17 protein-coding genes, 1 pseudogene and 1 riboswitch are annotated in these 15630 nt (G+C 32.5%); of the genes and pseudogenes, 12 read left to right on the top strand and 6 right to left on the bottom strand.

Translation table 11 applies throughout. The annotated features are described in order from the left end of the window. Positions 1-2 precede the first annotated feature (2 nt). From BMX60_RS12445 to BMX60_RS02115, 3 genes and pseudogenes are all read right to left on the bottom strand, one after another. Positions 3-182: pseudogene (locus BMX60_RS12445) on the bottom strand (CC/Se motif family (seleno)protein); the annotation flags it as partial. 104 nt (positions 183-286) lie between these two features. After that, a complete protein-coding gene (locus tag BMX60_RS02120; RefSeq protein WP_242945686.1) occupies positions 287-976 on the bottom strand; it encodes a YczE/YyaS/YitT family protein in 690 nt (229 codons plus the stop codon). 155 nt (positions 977-1131) lie between these two features. Next, positions 1132-2454 (bottom strand): sodium-dependent transporter, encoded by a 1323-nt coding sequence (locus BMX60_RS02115; protein ID WP_091348617.1) that lies wholly within the window; start codon positions 2452-2454, stop codon positions 1132-1134. 294 nt (positions 2455-2748) lie between these two features. On the opposite strand from BMX60_RS02115, the gene BMX60_RS11980 reads away from it, so the two are divergent. From BMX60_RS11980 to BMX60_RS02065, 10 genes are all read left to right on the top strand, one after another. Then, on the top strand, positions 2749-3378 hold the full coding sequence (locus BMX60_RS11980; protein ID WP_207648375.1) for a LysM peptidoglycan-binding domain-containing protein: 630 nt from the start codon (positions 2749-2751) through the stop codon (positions 3376-3378). 124 nt (positions 3379-3502) lie between these two features. Then, positions 3503-3736 carry a hypothetical protein gene (locus BMX60_RS02105; protein ID WP_091348615.1) on the top strand — a complete coding sequence of 78 codons (234 nt, stop codon included), beginning with the start codon at positions 3503-3505 and terminating at the stop codon, positions 3734-3736. Beyond that, positions 3696-4136 (top strand): 8-oxo-dGTP diphosphatase MutT, encoded by a 441-nt coding sequence (gene mutT / locus BMX60_RS02100; RefSeq protein ID WP_091348612.1) that lies wholly within the window; start codon positions 3696-3698, stop codon positions 4134-4136. Before BMX60_RS02105 ends, mutT begins: the two co-directional genes overlap by 41 nt. Before the next feature lie 31 nt (positions 4137-4167). Beyond that, a riboswitch (Fluoride riboswitch) is annotated at positions 4168-4234 on the top strand. 46 nt (positions 4235-4280) lie between these two features. Next, positions 4281-5456 (top strand): cation:proton antiporter, encoded by a 1176-nt coding sequence (locus tag BMX60_RS02095; RefSeq protein WP_091348611.1) that lies wholly within the window; start codon positions 4281-4283, stop codon positions 5454-5456. 127 nt (positions 5457-5583) lie between these two features. Next, positions 5584-6303, top strand: coding sequence for a coenzyme F420-0:L-glutamate ligase (locus BMX60_RS02090; protein ID WP_091348608.1), 720 nt, complete (start codon positions 5584-5586; stop codon positions 6301-6303). A 336-nt stretch (positions 6304-6639) separates the two neighbouring features. Beyond that, on the top strand, positions 6640-7779 hold the full coding sequence (locus BMX60_RS02085) for an acyl-CoA dehydrogenase (protein WP_091348606.1): 1140 nt from the start codon (positions 6640-6642) through the stop codon (positions 7777-7779). Positions 7780-7798: 19 nt separating this feature from the next. Beyond that, a complete protein-coding gene (locus BMX60_RS02080) occupies positions 7799-8584 on the top strand; it encodes an electron transfer flavoprotein subunit beta/FixA family protein (RefSeq protein ID WP_091348604.1) in 786 nt (261 codons plus the stop codon). A gap of 26 nt (positions 8585-8610) precedes the next feature. Next, positions 8611-9603: an electron transfer flavoprotein subunit alpha/FixB family protein gene (locus tag BMX60_RS02075; RefSeq protein ID WP_091348602.1), complete on the top strand. Its 993-nt coding sequence runs from the start codon at positions 8611-8613 to the stop codon at positions 9601-9603. Positions 9604-9722: 119 nt separating this feature from the next. After that, on the top strand, positions 9723-10139 hold the full coding sequence (locus tag BMX60_RS02070) for a MaoC family dehydratase (protein ID WP_091348600.1): 417 nt from the start codon (positions 9723-9725) through the stop codon (positions 10137-10139). Positions 10140-10155: 16 nt separating this feature from the next. Further along, positions 10156-10551, top strand: coding sequence for a thioesterase family protein (locus BMX60_RS02065; RefSeq protein ID WP_091348597.1), 396 nt, complete (start codon positions 10156-10158; stop codon positions 10549-10551). 55 nt (positions 10552-10606) lie between these two features. On the opposite strand, the gene BMX60_RS02060 is transcribed toward BMX60_RS02065, so the two are convergent. From BMX60_RS02060 to BMX60_RS02050, 3 genes are read right to left on the bottom strand one after another with little or no spacing between them, the layout of a single operon-like run. Beyond that, positions 10607-11290, bottom strand: coding sequence for an ABC transporter ATP-binding protein (locus BMX60_RS02060; RefSeq protein ID WP_091348595.1), 684 nt, complete (start codon positions 11288-11290; stop codon positions 10607-10609). Then, positions 11290-12390, bottom strand: coding sequence for a hypothetical protein (locus tag BMX60_RS02055; protein WP_091348593.1), 1101 nt, complete (start codon positions 12388-12390; stop codon positions 11290-11292). The genes BMX60_RS02060 and BMX60_RS02055 overlap by 1 nt, the downstream gene beginning before the upstream one ends. After that, positions 12380-13414 carry a hypothetical protein gene (locus BMX60_RS02050; RefSeq protein WP_091348591.1) on the bottom strand — a complete coding sequence of 345 codons (1035 nt, stop codon included), beginning with the start codon at positions 13412-13414 and terminating at the stop codon, positions 12380-12382. Before BMX60_RS02050 ends, BMX60_RS02055 begins: the two co-directional genes overlap by 11 nt. A gap of 215 nt (positions 13415-13629) precedes the next feature. On the opposite strand from BMX60_RS02050, the gene BMX60_RS02045 reads away from it, so the two are divergent. Beyond that, on the top strand, positions 13630-15039 hold the full coding sequence (locus BMX60_RS02045) for a sigma-54 interaction domain-containing protein (RefSeq protein ID WP_091348588.1): 1410 nt from the start codon (positions 13630-13632) through the stop codon (positions 15037-15039). Positions 15040-15361: 322 nt separating this feature from the next. Continuing rightward, positions 15362-15630: helix-turn-helix domain-containing protein (locus BMX60_RS02040; protein ID WP_177159656.1), on the top strand; the 269-nt coding region annotated here is incomplete at its 3' end.

The raw sequence follows: 15630 nt of genomic DNA, 5'->3' as shown, positions 1-15630 counted from the left end.
CATTACAGTTTGTTTTCTACCTTTAAAACTTTGAATAACCAAAAACCTTCTAAAGTAATGTTAAGACCTTTTTCTCTATCAACAGGTAAGTCTTTATCTACGTAAACAGTTATGTCTTCTATTTCATATTTATAATAATTATCCAGTTTTTTTGGGGGTTTAGTCTGAACCTCAGACCTATAAGTTTGCCCACATCAAGAGGAACCACCTATTACCAAATTGACTGTAATTACCTGTTTATTTTTCTCTTTTAGATATCCCATCACTTCTTCAGTTAGTGTAATTTTCATAATAAACTCCTTTCTTTTTGGTTAAATATTTTTGATAAAGATAAAAATTCATCCTTTAAAGTTCTATGAATAATATCCCTTGAATTATACTTTCCTATAGTGAAAACAATTTGTAAAGAATAACCTAATGTTAGGGCTACAATGATTGTTCCAATTCCCACTTGACCACCTAATAAAGCTCCCAATATCAATACAGATATTTCCATGAAAGTTTTTATTCTGCCAACGGAAAGATTTGTTTTTTTTACGAGACCTAACATTAAACCATCTCTAGGTCCAGCTCCAAGACCACATTTTAGATAAAAATAAATACCAATACTTAAAATCCATACCCCTAGAATTAACATTATCAATTTACCAACAAAGGTTTGGGGGGTAAATAACAAAGGACTATTATCGAAAAAGTCAATAAATATTCCGATAAAAATCATATTTAACACGGTACCGATACCTGGAGCTACCCCTAACAATGAACTAATAAGAATAATAATAAATCCCGTCATTTGTGAGACTTGACCGAAGGTTAGAGGAAGGTAATTCATAATACCGGTGTGTAGTACATCCCATGGCCCTAAACCTAAATCTCTCCCTTTGTACATCATTGTAATTCCTAAACTGCAAAGAATAAAGCCGAAAAAAAGGGTAGGAAGTTTGTATAATGTGTTTCCCTTAAATGATTTGAGCATATTCTCTACTCCTCAGATTAGATTAATAGTTTATTAAAATTATACTACAGAACAATATAGTTTAAAACCCATAATAAAAAAATAAAAGGCTATGGCAATTTTTTGTAGTTTGCCATAGCCTTGAAATTTATTAGTTTAAATTAAATAAAATTTTATTATAGGAATAAACCACTTATTAGTATATAAAGTAGAACTATTGGTAGTACATATTTAATTAAGAATAACCATGCATTACCAAGTTCAAACTTAACTCCTTCTTGGCGAATTTCTTCAAGGGCATTTTTACCACCCCAGACCCAACCGACAAAGATAACGGTCATTAAACCACCAAGGGGTAAGAAAACTAAAGAAGTAATTTTATCAAACAGATCTAAGAAGTCGATATTAGCGATAGTGATTCCACCTTGGGATAAAGATACAGGAATACCCATTAAGAAAATAATTGTTCCAACTATTAAAGCTGCCTTTTTTCTATCCCATTTAACTTCATCAATAAAGTAAGCTACTACAACCTCGAGGAGGGAAATTGCAGAAGTTAAAGCAGCTATAGTTAATAAAACGAAGAATAAGAAGCCAAAGAAATTACCAAAGGGCATCGCACCAAAAACTGCAGGTAAAGTCATAAACACTAAACCAGCACCAGCTCCAGGTTCTAAGCCAAAGGCAAATACCGCTGGGATGATGATAAAACCGGCCAATACTGCGATTAGTAGATCGGCAAGGGAAATTAACACCGCATTGCCAGGGATATCTTCTTTTTTAGAAAGATAACTACCATAGGTGATCATTGCACCCATACCTAAACTTAAGCTAAAGAATACTTGCCCTAGTGAAGCTAAAATGGTATCTGCTTTGATTTCGCTAAAATCTGGTTTTAAGTACCAGATAACTCCTTCCCAAGCTCCATCTAAAGTTAGAGCCCTTATTGCCAATAGAACAAGCAAACCCAAAAGGGTAGGCATTAGGAGTTTACTGTATTTTTCTATACCATCACCAATTCCTTTTAACACTATAAATGTTGTCATAGCCATAAATACTAAGTGCCAAAATAGTGGCTGAGTTGGATTAGTTATTAATCCTACAAATATTGATTCTGTATCTACATTGCCAGAAAAAGTACCAGTTATGAATTTAAAAATGTAACTTACACCCCAACCGGCTATTACAGAGTAAAAGCTTAAGATTAAAAATCCTGATAAAACTCCCATAAATCCAACTCCATACCAAAGGGGAGTTTTTTTGATAGAAGTAAAGGACCCTACTATATTTTTCTGCCCTTTTCTACCTACAACGAATTCAGAAATCATAACAGGGATACCGATGGCAAACATAATTAATAAATAAATTAGTACAAAAGCTCCTCCACCGTTTTCCCCAACCCTTGTCGGGAAACGCCAAATATTACCTAATCCAATGGCAGAACCTGCTGCAGCGAAAATAAAACCTAACCTTGAACCCCACTGTTCCCGTTTTTCCATTTACTAACACTCTCCTTTTCTTAGATTTAGATTTTTTTCTATTATCCAGTATTGTTAGTCTACCCTCCTTCCTTGTGAAATAAATCTCAAACTTTACACACAATACTGAATGTATAGAAAATTTATTACTTAATATATTCGCTGTTGTATAACAAAATTCCTGCTTGTTGCAAAAAAAAAGTACAGTTATTTTTTGGAAAAAGTAAATATCTTTAAAAATACACAAATGTCCTAAAACTTTAATTATCTTTTGACATATAATGTAGGGAAAACCTATAAAGGTGGTGAAAAAAAGTGAAAAGAAAGTTAGCTAAAAATAGATCCATGCATGAAGTGGCAAGTCCTTTGGCTCAAAATGTCAGACCTCCAGCTCCACCAGCCCATTGCAGTGGGTTCATTTACACTGTGCAAAAGGGAGATAGTTTATTTTTAATAGCTCAACGTTTTCAAATACCATTACAACAACTTATAGCAGCTAACCCCCAAATTCCAAATCCTGCACTTATTTTTGTAGGGCAAAGAATTTGTGTTCCAACTAAAAAACCTCATCCACCACACCCACCAATGCCACCCCATCCACCACACCCACCAACTCCTCCACACCCTCCAGAGCCCGTTGCAGTTGAATTTTTAGGATCAGATGGAAAACCATTACCAGTTGTAGAAGGGGGAGTACGATTAGCGAGACATACTATAATTAGAGCTAGGTTCCCAATGCACGTAAATGAAGGATTCTTATTCTTTACCCCTGCAAGTCAACCTTTTAATCAAACAAGGCTTATTGAAGCTAAAAAAGTTCAAAGGACAAATATCATCGAGTTTCATTGGCAAGTTCCAAGTAATATAAGAGGAACAGTATTTGTAATTGGTTGTGAAGGTACTTTCTGCCGCCGTTCTAGAGATTTCAATGTCATTTCTCAATAAAATACGGTAAAGAAATAATTAGACCGTCATTTCAAGGTAACTTGAGATGACGGTTTCTTTTGTGTTTAAAAATTATTATTTAGTACAAACTAAACTTGAGGAAAATGTTAAGGGAGGAATTTAGATGAAAGAATACTTCTTTAATTGTGGCACAGAAATAACTCCCCTTGACCTGCAGAGGTTAAGAGAACAATTAAAGGATATGGAAGTTAATGATAGAATAGTTATTAGGCTAGAAGGAGCAGATGCTACTCAATCAGAAGGAATTGTTGAAGAATTGGAAAGGCAGGGGTTTGACTTTCAGCCCCATGGAGGACATGAGAGGGAATATTACTATACAGCCATCAAGATTAAATGAAAGGAATAAGGAGTTAGAAGTTTGTGCCGCTATCATAATAGAAGGGGATCGGATACTAATTGCCCAAAGACCTTTAGGGGATTCTTTAGAAAATTTGTGGGAATTTCCAGGAGGAAAGGTTGAAAAGGGTGAGACCCCTGAACAAACTTTAAAAAGGGAGATTTTTGAAGAATTGGGAATTGAAATCTTAGTAGGAGATTTCTTTGGAGAAAATACCCATAATTACGGGGACAAGGTGGTTAAAATAAAAAGTTATTTATGTTCTATCGTTTCAGGGCAACCTACAGAAAAATTTCATCAAAAGGTCAGTTGGGTTTCCGTCGAAGGACTAAATGAATACCTTTTTGCCCCCGCAGATATACCTTTTATAAGAAAAATTCAGAGTTATTTTATTGACTAATTTTAGTTGAATTTGTATAATAGAACTGACAACTAAAGTTAGTGATGGAGATCCACTAGAACCGCCTAAATTTCTTGGCTAATGACTCCTACCTTGACAGGGTAGGAGTTTTGTTTTTTAAATCAAGACAGAGGAGGAATGTAGATGTTATTAAGTCTTGCTATAATAATTATTTTTGGTTCACTGTTCTATGTTCTTTTTGAAAAAATTAAATTACCAGGCTTATTAGGTATGTTAGTTTTAGGGGTGTTAATGGGACCTTACGGATTTAATATCTTAAGTCCCCAGATCCTTTTAATATCATCTGAACTAAGGATGATTGCCTTAATAATTATTTTGTTAAGGGCAGGGTTAGGAATAAAAAAAGATACATTAATTAAAGTTGGAAGACCTGCTTTACTTTTGAGTTTTTTTCCAGGATTACTGGAAGGGTTGACAATTTTATTTTTAAGTACTATTTTTTTCAATTTCGATTTTACTGAAGGAGGAATGTTAGGTTTTATTATCGCTGCAGTATCTCCCGCAGTGGTTGTCCCTTCTATGTTAAAATTGATGAATGAAGGAAAAGGCGAAAAAAAGGGAATACCAACTCTATTATTAGCAGGGGCCAGTATAGATGATGTAGTTGCTATAACTATCTTTACTTCTTTTTTAGGACTGTATGGAGGAAGTCAATTTAATCTATTTATTCAAGGACAAAAAATTTTAGTTGCTATTTTCTTGGGTATAGTATTAGGATTTATTTTTTCCTTAATTTTGATTAAAATTTTTAAAAAATTTCATATCAGGGATACTAAAAAAGTCCTATTTTTACTGTCAGCAGGTTTAATATTAGTTACTATGGAAAAAGAATTTGCTGAAAAAATAGAGATAGCAGGACTTTTAGGAGTAATGGTAATAGGTTTTGTGTTACTTCAAAAAATCCCATTAGTTGCTCAAAGGTTAGCTACAAAACTTAATAAGGTTTGGGTTTTTGCTGAGCTTTTGCTTTTTGTATTAGTAGGGGCTGAAGTAAATATTATGGTAGCGAAAGAAGCGGGACTTTTGGGGATTTTATTGATATTTACAGGTGTATTAGCAAGAAGTATAGGGGTTTTCTTTTCCTTAATTAAAAGTGGCTTAAACACTAAAGAAAAAATTTTTTGTGCAATTGCCTATAGCCCTAAAGCGACAGTTCAAGCTGCTATTGGAGGAATACCTTTAGCTATGGGAGTTCCAAGGGGAGAAATTATATTAGCATTAGCTGTTTTAGCTATAGTAATTACAGCACCTTTAGGAGCTATCGGTATTAGGTATGCAGGGGATTATCTTTTAGAGTAATAAATTTATGATTTAATTAATAATTTTGTAATAATTATATTGTATAGTATAAAAATATATGGGCATACTTACTTGTTATCAAGTAGTTTAAAATAATAATTTTAAAGTTATTGGAAGGTGTTAATTTATGTTAAAAGCTAATGAGGGAAAGGCCCTATATAGAGAAATTGATGGTAAAAATTATGCCAGATATGCTATTAAAACCCATTTTATTACTTTAGGTGAAGATTTAGATAAAGTAATAGAAGAATATGTCATTCCCTACTATCAAAAGGGGGATATTATAACTTTAAGTGAAAAAATAGTAGCCTTAAGTCAAGGAGATATAATATATAAAAAAGACGTAAAAGTTACTCTTTTAGCTAAATTATTATCTAAATTTGTTGTTAAGAATAAACATTGTACAGGGTTGCGTAATGAATATAAAATGCAAGTAGCTATCGATATAGTAGGGCCGGTGAAAATTCTATTTGCAGCTATTATTGCAGCTATCTGCAAGATCTTCCGCATCAAAGGTGTATTTTATAAAATAATTGGTAACGGTATAAGTAATTTAGATGGCTTTAATGATGAAGCTTATGATTATTATGCAGATAAAGGAATTTTTGCCCCTAAAAATCCAGAAAAAGTATGCCAAAAAATTAAAGAGAAATACGATATAGATTCTATGATTGTAGATGCCAATGATTTAGGTGTAGAAATTCTTGCCTCTAATAAAGAAATACAAGATAAAGAAGATCTAGTAAGAAAGTTATTAAAAGATAATCCAGCAGGACAAGATAGAGAACAAACACCTATTATTTTAATTAGGGAATATGCTGAAAGAGAAGTGAGTACAAGTGCATAAAATTTTTGAAAAGCTAGATGGTACAGTAAGTGCCGTCTTTTTTTGTACACAAACCTGTACAAATTTTGACTATTGTCCGGGAAAACAAACAGTAAAAACCAACACAACTTGCAGGAGTGTGCGGAAATCGGGACAGAATTTGTTTGGTGTTAAAAAATCAAATCTTTAATAGGCGATAAATAAAGGGTTTATTATCATTAAAAAATTTGGCATGTTTTTTGCTATTATAAATTGTCGGTTATAAACATTAGATAAACACATTATCTAATGATAAATAATTTTTTAAAATACAAATAAAGTGAAAGAAAGAACTTTCACAAAAAGGAGGAAGAGTTTATGAATTTTAGTTTTTCTAAAGAACATCAAATGTTACAGACAATGTACAGAGAATTTGCTGAAAAAGAGGTAAAGCCTTTAGCCCATCATGTAGATGAGGCAGAAGAGTTTCCAGTAGAAACTGTGAAAAAATTAGCTAGGTATGGTTTTTTAGGTATTCCTTTTCCAAAGGAATATGGTGGACAAGGTGGAGATAATCTAGCTTATGCTATGGCGGTAGAAGAACTATCTAAAGTTTGTGCTACTACAGGAGTAATTGTTTCTGCCCACACTTCACTATGTGCTAACCCAATTTACATGTTTGGAACAGAAGAGCAAAAACAAAAATATCTTGTTCCATTGGCAAAAGGGGAAAAATTAGGAGCCTTTGGTTTAACAGAGCCTAATGCCGGTACCGATGCAGGTAACCAACAAACAACTGCAGTTCTAGACGGAGATAATTACATTTTAAATGGTACTAAAATCTTTATTACCAATGCTGGTTATGCAGATATTTACATTGTTATGGCTATGACTGATAAATCTGCAGGGGTAAAGGGTATTTCTGCATTTATTGTTGAAGCTGGTACTCCAGGATTCACCATTGGCAAAAAAGAAGCTAAGTTAGGTATCAGAGGTTCAGCTACTTGTGAGTTAATCTTTGAAAATTGCGTAATTCCTAAAGAAAATCTACTAGGTAAAGAAGGTCAAGGTTTCAAAATTGCTATGCAAACTTTAGACGGTGGTAGAATTGGTATAGCTGCTCAAGCTCTAGGTATTGCTCAAGGTGCTTTAGATGAAACGGTTAAATACGTAAAAGAGAGAAAACAATTTGGCAAACCTCTAAGTTTCTTCCAAAATACCCAATTCCAATTAGCTGATATGCATACAAAAGTTGAAGCCGCTAGACTTTTAGTCTATAAAGCAGCTTTCCATAAAGATAATGGCTTACCACACAGTAAAGAAGCTGCTATGGCTAAGTTATATGCAGCAGAAACTGCTATGGAAGTAACTGTAAAAGCAGTACAATTACATGGTGGATACGGTTACACGAGAGAATATCCAGTAGAAAGAATGATGAGGGATGCGAAAATAACTGAAATTTATGAAGGAACTTCTGAAGTTCAAAGAATGGTTATTGCCGCTAACCTGTTAAAATAATTAGGGAGGGAAAAGTGTCATGAAAATAATCGTTTGTATAAAACAAGTTCCAGATACTACAGAAGTTAGATTAGATCCTAAAACAGGAACCCTTATTAGGGAAGGGGTACCTAGTATTATAAACCCTGATGATAAAAGTGGTTTAGAAGCAGCCTTAAGATTAAAAGAAGAAGTTGGTGCTGAAGTAACAGTTTTAACTATGGGACCACCACAAGCAGAATTAGCTTTAAGGGAAGCTCTGGCAATGGGAGCAGATAAAGGTATCCTTTTAACTGACAGAGCTTTTGCTGGTGCTGATACATGGGCAACTTCCCAAACTCTAGCTGCTGCTATCAGAAAGTTAGAATACGACTTAATTATTGCTGGACGTCAAGCGATAGATGGTGATACTGCTCAAGTAGGTCCACAAATCGCTGAGCATTTAGGTTTACCACAAGTAAGTTATGTGGAAGACTTAAAATTAGATGGCGAATATTTATTAGTTAAAAGAATTTTTGAAGATGGTTACCAATGGATTAAAATTAAAAAGCCTTGCTTAATTACTACATTAAAAGAGATGAATGAACCAAGATACATGTCTGTAGGTGGAATTTTTGATGCTTACAGGGAAAAAGAAATTATTAAATGGACTTTAGAAGATATCGATGTAGATAGATCTAATATCGGATTAAAAGGTTCACCTACAAAGGTTAAAAAATCCTTTACAAAAGGGGTAAAGGGTAAAGGTGTGATTCATAAAGACTTAACACCGAAAGAAGCTGCAAAAGTAATAGCTGATAAGCTTAGAGAAAAATTTATCATCTAAGCTAAATTGAGGAGGGAGAGATTAAAATGAACTTACAAGATTATAAAGGTGTTTGGGTTTATGTTGAGCAAAGGGATGGCGTTTTAGAGAAGGTTTCTCTAGAGTTAATTTGCAAAGGTAGAGAAATTGCAGATAAATTAGAAACAGAAGTTACAGCAGTATTATTAGGCGATAATGTACAAGGATTAGCTGAAGAGTTAATTTACTATGGTGCTGATACTGTAAAGGTATATGAACACAAGTTATTGAAAAAATATACAACTGAGCCTTATACAAAGGTATTAGCCCATGCCATCAATGAAGGAAAACCTGAAATTATGTTAATTGGTGCAACTACCATAGGTAGAGACTTAGCACCTAGGGTTGCAGCTAGGGTTCACACAGGACTAACTGCTGATTGTACATCTTTAGATATTGATCCTGAAACTAAAAACTTGTTAATGACAAGACCTGCCTTTGGTGGTAACATTATGGCAACTATCATTTGTCCAGATCACAGACCACAAATGTCTTCTGTTAGACCTGGTGTAATGCCTTTAAAAGAAATGGATAAAACTAGAGCTGGTAAAGTCCATGTAGAAACTCCTCAATTATCAGAGGCAGATATTAATGTTGAAATAGTAGAAGAAGTTAAAGAAAAGAAAGCAAAAGTTAGAATTGAAGATGCTAATGTCTTAGTTTCTGGTGGTAGAGGTTTAGGTAAAAAAGAAGGTTTTGAAGTTCTAGGACAGTTAGCCGACAGACTAGGTGGAATGGTATCTGCTTCTAGGGCAGCGGTAGATGCAGGTTGGATGGATAAAAACCACCAAGTTGGTCAAACAGGAAAAACTGTAAGACCTCACCTTTACATCGCCTGCGGTATATCTGGTGCCATTCAGCACGTAGCTGGTATGGAAGAATCTGAGTTTATCATTGCTATTAACTCAAATCCTGAAGCTCCAATTTTTGAAGTAGCTGATTTAGGTATTGTAGGAGATGTTAACAAAATTCTTCCTGCATTACTTGAAGAATTAAAGTAAGGAAATTAAAATTATATTAGGCTTTCCTTATTGGAAAGCCTAATATTAAAGAAAAAATTTTTAAAATATTATATTTTGTTATAGAATTAAAATAGCCATTTTAGAAGGGAGAGGTTTGGATGAAAGGTTTAACAATTAAGGAATTAAAAATTGGTGACAAAGCATTTACTGAAAAGACAATTACAGAAACTGATGTTTATCTTTTCGGTGGAATTACAGGGGATTTAAACCCTGCCCATACCAATGAAGAGTATGCAAAAAATACTATGTTTAAAACTAGAATTGCCCATGGTATGCTCAATGCTGGGTTAATTTCTGCTGTATTAGGAATGAAACTTCCAGGATGTGGAACAATATATTTAGGACAAGAATTAAAGTTTACCGCCCCTGTATATATCGGTGACACAGTTAAAGCTGAAGTTGAAGTAGTAGAAATAATTGAAGAAAAAAATAGGGTTAAGTTAAGAACAACTTGTACTAACCAAAAGGGCCAAATGGTACTAGATGGAATGGCTACTGTAATGCCACCTAAATAAGAGAGGTAGGTTCACTATGGAATTTAATCTAACTGTTGGTATGAATGCCAAAGTGGAAAAAGTGGTAGGGGAAGTAGATACTGCCCAGGCCTTTGGCAGTGGAGGAGTTAAAGTTTTTGCTACACCATTGATGATAGGCTTGATGGAAAATGCTGCATTAAAGGCTGTAGATCCTCACCTTCCCGAAGGATTTGCTACCGTTGGAACCCATCTAGATGTCAAACATTTAGCAGCTACCCCAGTGGGTATGACGGTATGGGCTGTAGCAGAGCTTTTGGAAATTGAAGGGAAAAGATTATTATTTAAGGTTGAAGCCTTTGACCAGTTAGAGAAAATAGGTGAAGGAATCCATGAAAGGTATATCATTAAATTAGATAAGTTTTTAGAAAAAGCTGTTAATAAAGGAAAGTAATCAAAGAAACAAGGCAAGATTTATCCCAACTTCTAGGATAAAATCTTGCCTGTTTTTATATTATTTCCGTAATTTTTCCGTCTAATAATTTGATTTGTCGATCACAGGACTGGGCTAAGCCGTTATCGTGGGTAATCAATATCAATGTCTTTCCTAATTGGACTAAGTTATCTAAAATTGTCATAATTTCTTCCCCTGTCTTAGAATCAAGAGAACCAGTTGGTTCATCGGCTAAAATGATTTCAGGGTCATTTACAATAGCTCTAGCTATAGCTACCCTTTGCCTTTGACCTCCTGATAAATTTTTAACCTTTTCGTTAATTTTAACTTCTAAACCTACTTGTGTTAAAAGCTCTGAGATTAGTTTCCTCCTTCTACTTCTAGGAACTTTTTCAGATGTATATAAAAGGGGAATTTCAATATTTTCGTAAACGGTAAATTCTTCTATTAAAGCGAAGTCTTGAACTATATAGCCAAAATATTTATTTCGATATCTAGCCCTTTCCCTTTCTTTAAAACTTGATATTTCTTTAGAATCTATGATTATGTTGCCAGAAGTTGGTTTTACAATTAACCCTAATATATTAAGCAAAGTTGTTTTACCACAACCGGAAGGTCCAGTTATAGCGAGTTTTTCCCCTTTGAAGACATCAAAGGAGATATTATTTATTGCTAAAGTTTTATTTTTACCAGTAAGGTATTCTTTTTTTACTTCCATAGCTTTTATAATAACTTCCATTAGTAATCCCTCCTTAAATAAAAAACTAAGTCTTTATTTTTCAATTTCCACAACGGATAAAGGGAAATTAATCCAATTAATATACCCCCCCAAATTAACATGGTTAGATTAGAAAAAAATTTTAAACCAGTTTGTTCAAGGAGATACAAGGAAGCAAGTAGTGGTAAAAAGATCATTGATGCAACATAGATATATGTCCTCCAGTAAAGGTCAGCTAATGTTCCGCCGTAAAGTAAATGTACAGCAAACTCTTGTAGATTTTTATCTACCAATGTAATCAAATTAGATAAAATTCCTAAAATAGAAAATGCAAAGGTAAATAAGAAGAAAGTGAAGAAAAATAAAATGTTGGTTTTATTTTGTCTATACAACTTTGAAACAGTGTCATTGAAGTAATTGGGGGTAAAACTTAGATTACTTTCTTCCATATTATTAATAAAGTCATTTATTTCTTTTATATCGGGATCCACAAAGGTAATATTTGTAATTATCTGTTCTACATTGTGATACCGCAAAAGACCTAATCCTTCATAAGAAGATAAAATAAGGATACTATTATTTAATGATTCTTCCATTTGTCTTTTAAAATATGAGGAATTCTTAGGTAGCTCTCCAACGATAACCACTTTTTTATCTAAAAGATTCAAAGAAAATTCGTCCCCTACTTTAACATTTTTAACATTTCTGCCTAACAAAGCGGGGATTTTACTTTGATTGTCAAAATCATCTTTTTCTAGGTTGATATCGTAGATTTCTTGAAAATTTCCTAAGGCAACTACTGTTTTGATATTTTGGATATCCTGGACTGGAAAGTTTTCGATAATTGAATAGGCCCTTTTTTTATCATCTAAAACTTCTTTTAAAGTAGTATCTACTTTCTCAGTGACTTTTGTTCCTAAAGGGTGGTAATAGGTATTAAAATATACCAAATTATAATCATATAATTTTTCCATATTTTTTCCGTATGAATAAACATTAAATAATTCATTGATGACAATTAGCAAAAAGAATGTAAAAATAACAAGCTGCCCCATAAAAATTATTATAGATAAGATGTTTTTCTTAATATCCTTTAAAGCATAATATATTCTACCTCTCATAATCAACTCTCCATTTTGTATCATTAAATTTTTTAAACCAATAAACCACAGCAAATAACAAGTAACTAAGGGAAATGGAAACTACTAGTAAAAGTAAATATATTTTAAAGGGAGGCTGTTCATTTCTTAAAGGTATAAACAGCCAGTAAAATATACTACCTAAACCACTGCCAATAGTTAGGCTCATTAATATTTCTTTAGAATATTCCAGAAGTAATTTAAATTTAGTAGCTCCAAACCTTAAATGGATACTAGAAATTTTACTAAACTTTGATAAAAAGACATTGAAATACAAATAATAATTGAAGTAAATAAAAATAATCCCAATAAAAGAAGTTAGGTAAAGGGGGATAGTTATTACTTGATTTAAAAATGTTATAAAAAGATTTTCTTTCTTCAACTCAAAAATTTTTATTTTATATTCAGAATTATCAAATAAGATAATTATTTCATCAATTAACTTTTCATTTTCAGTATAGATTACATATTCACCTCTAAGATCTATAGTGGAAAAAAAGTTGTAAATATATTGGGTGTTTTCCGTTGCTAGTGGATGATCTTCAGAGTAAACTCCTACTACCTTATACTCTTTGCCATGTAACATTATAGTATTGTTTTCCATTGAATTATAAAGAAAGGAATTTTCTTTAACTAATATTTGGTGGATTTCTTCATTTTCTCCCAAAGGATCGTAAAAATCTAAATAATTTCCAGTTTTTAATGGATATTGCTTAAAATATCCTTGAGGATCATAGAGGGCTAGACCTACTAAATCAATATTTGTCATAATTATTACAACATCTTGATCAGAAACTAGAGTATGGATTTTTTCTTTTAATTCCACAGTTTCAGATTGATTTATGGTATAAATATTTGTAATCCGTAATTGATTATAGGATTCTTTGAAATTAAAAGGAGTTTCCTTAGCAATAGTTAATTGAAATATAGTAAAGAGAAAAAAAACTGCCGTTGCCCCAGTACAAAGGGTATTTAAAAAAACTAATAGCCAATTTATTTTTTTCATTTACCCATCTCCCTTTTAAAAATTAAACCTTAAGTTCCTAATTAACATTATAGCAAACACAATAGTTTAAAAAAAGTAGAATATTTAATATTTTATTAAAAGTTAATATTTTATATATTTGATATAATACATAATTTAATTTTTTAGAACAAAAAGGTTTTATTTAAAAGTTATAGAATAAATTATATTGGAAACTATTTAAGGGTGGGGAGGAAATGAGTAATAAGGCAAAAGGAAAAAAACTCGATGAAATTGTAATTGATAATATGTTGATTTCCATGATGGAAAAAATTTTTGACCCAATACCGGTCCCTATTATATTAATAGGGAAAAATACAGAAGTTATTATGATAAACCAAATATTCGCCGATTTTTTAGGTTATCCTAAAGAACAGATTATTGGCAAAAAAGTTTTAGATGTAGATAGAAATTCCCGCTTTCCCTATGTTTTTAAGAATAAAAAGGCGGAAATTGCTTGGAAACACAAATTTGAAAATGGACATACAGCTATTGTCCACCGGATCCCAGTTTTAGATGAAAATGGGGAAGTTTTATATGGCTTTGGAATGGTTTTATTTCAAGATGTAGAAGAATTCAAAGATATAATTCAAAAAAATAAGTTATTGGAAAGTGAACTTAGTCTTTATAAAACTCAGCTTAAGGAAATACAAGGGGCTAAATATTCTTGGGAAAATATCGTAGGGGAAAGTGAAAAGATCCTTCAGGCAAAATATTTGGCAGCAAAAGCTGCACAAACTAACTCAAATGTTTTGTTATTAGGGAAAAGTGGTACTGGCAAAGAATTATTTGCCCATGCCATTCATAATGCTAGCAACAGAAGTCATTATCCCTTTGTTAAAGTAAACTGTGCTGCTATCCCTCAAGAACTTCTAGAGTCAGAACTTTTTGGCTATGAAGAAGGTGCCTTTACTGGTGCTAAAAAAGGGGGAAAGGTAGGGAAATTTGAACTAGCTAATGGTGGATCTATTTTTTTAGATGAAATTGGAGATATGCCCTTTAAAATGCAGGCAAAACTTTTACGGGTATTACAGGAAAAGGAAGTAGAAAGGATTGGCAGTAATTCTCCTAAATCTATTGATGTAAGGGTAATTGCTGCTACAAATCAAAATTTAGAAGAATTGGTCGCCAAAGGTCAGTTTAGAGAAGACCTCTATTATAGATTAAATGTAATGTCTATCTATATCCCTTCTTTACAGGAAAGAAAGGAAGATATAGAAATATTAGCCTATAAACTTTTAGAAAAACTTTCAAATGGAATGGGAAAATACGTCAAAAAAATTTCCCCTAAAACCTTAGAATATTTAAGGGGACACAATTGGCCTGGAAATGTTAGGGAGTTAGAAAATGTCTTGGAGAGGGCAATAAATTTAACAGATTCAGACACCATTTTACCGGTACACTTACCAATGTACATCACCCAAAGGACTGTTACAAAAGGGGAAGGTCCCCTTCGCCCCTTAAAAGAAATAATAGAAGAAACTGAAATAGAAGTAATTAAAAGGGTTTTAGAAAGGACTAAGGGAAATAAACAAAAAACTGCCAAGATATTAAACATTAGTCGCTCTAGTTTATACGATAAAATAGAAAGATATGGTTTAGAATAGTGTAGTGTTTTTGTACATATGTCTTTTTTAAAGACAAAATTAAAGGGGAATTGATAAGGGGTGGCAGGTAGTGTGTGTGAAATTCGTACATTGCCTGCCATATTATTATAATTTGAAAATTATATTTATATAAAAAATACTCAATATAAAGGGTTGGAAGGTATTTAAAAATATTGGCATAACTCTTGCTTTATTTATTAGTGGGATTGTGTTGGAAAAATGGGATTAGGAGGTTTTTAACAGTTAAACTATATTTATAAAATAATCTAAATATCTATAACAATTTTATAAATGAGGAAATTGTTAGGGGGTGATAAACCTAATGATTAAAACCTATAAAGTAATGCTTCTACCTAACAACAAACAAAAAACTAAACTAAAGGAATGTGCAGGAGTAGCAAGATGGGCATATAATTGGGCTTTAGCTACAGAACAAGAGAATTATAATAACGGTGGTAAATTTTTAAATGATAGAGAACTTAGGAAAAGATTAACTGAGCTAAAAAAGACAAAAGAATACTCATGGCTTAATGACTATTCAAATAATATAACAAAACAAGCTATTAAGGATGCCTGCCTAGCATATAAAAA

This window comes from Anaerobranca gottschalkii DSM 13577, assembly GCF_900111575.1.
Lineage (GTDB): Bacteria > Bacillota > Proteinivoracia > Proteinivoracales > Proteinivoracaceae > Anaerobranca > Anaerobranca gottschalkii.
The sequence above is the reverse complement of the archived record's forward strand: the minus strand, read 5'-3'. Positions and strand labels throughout refer to the sequence as shown.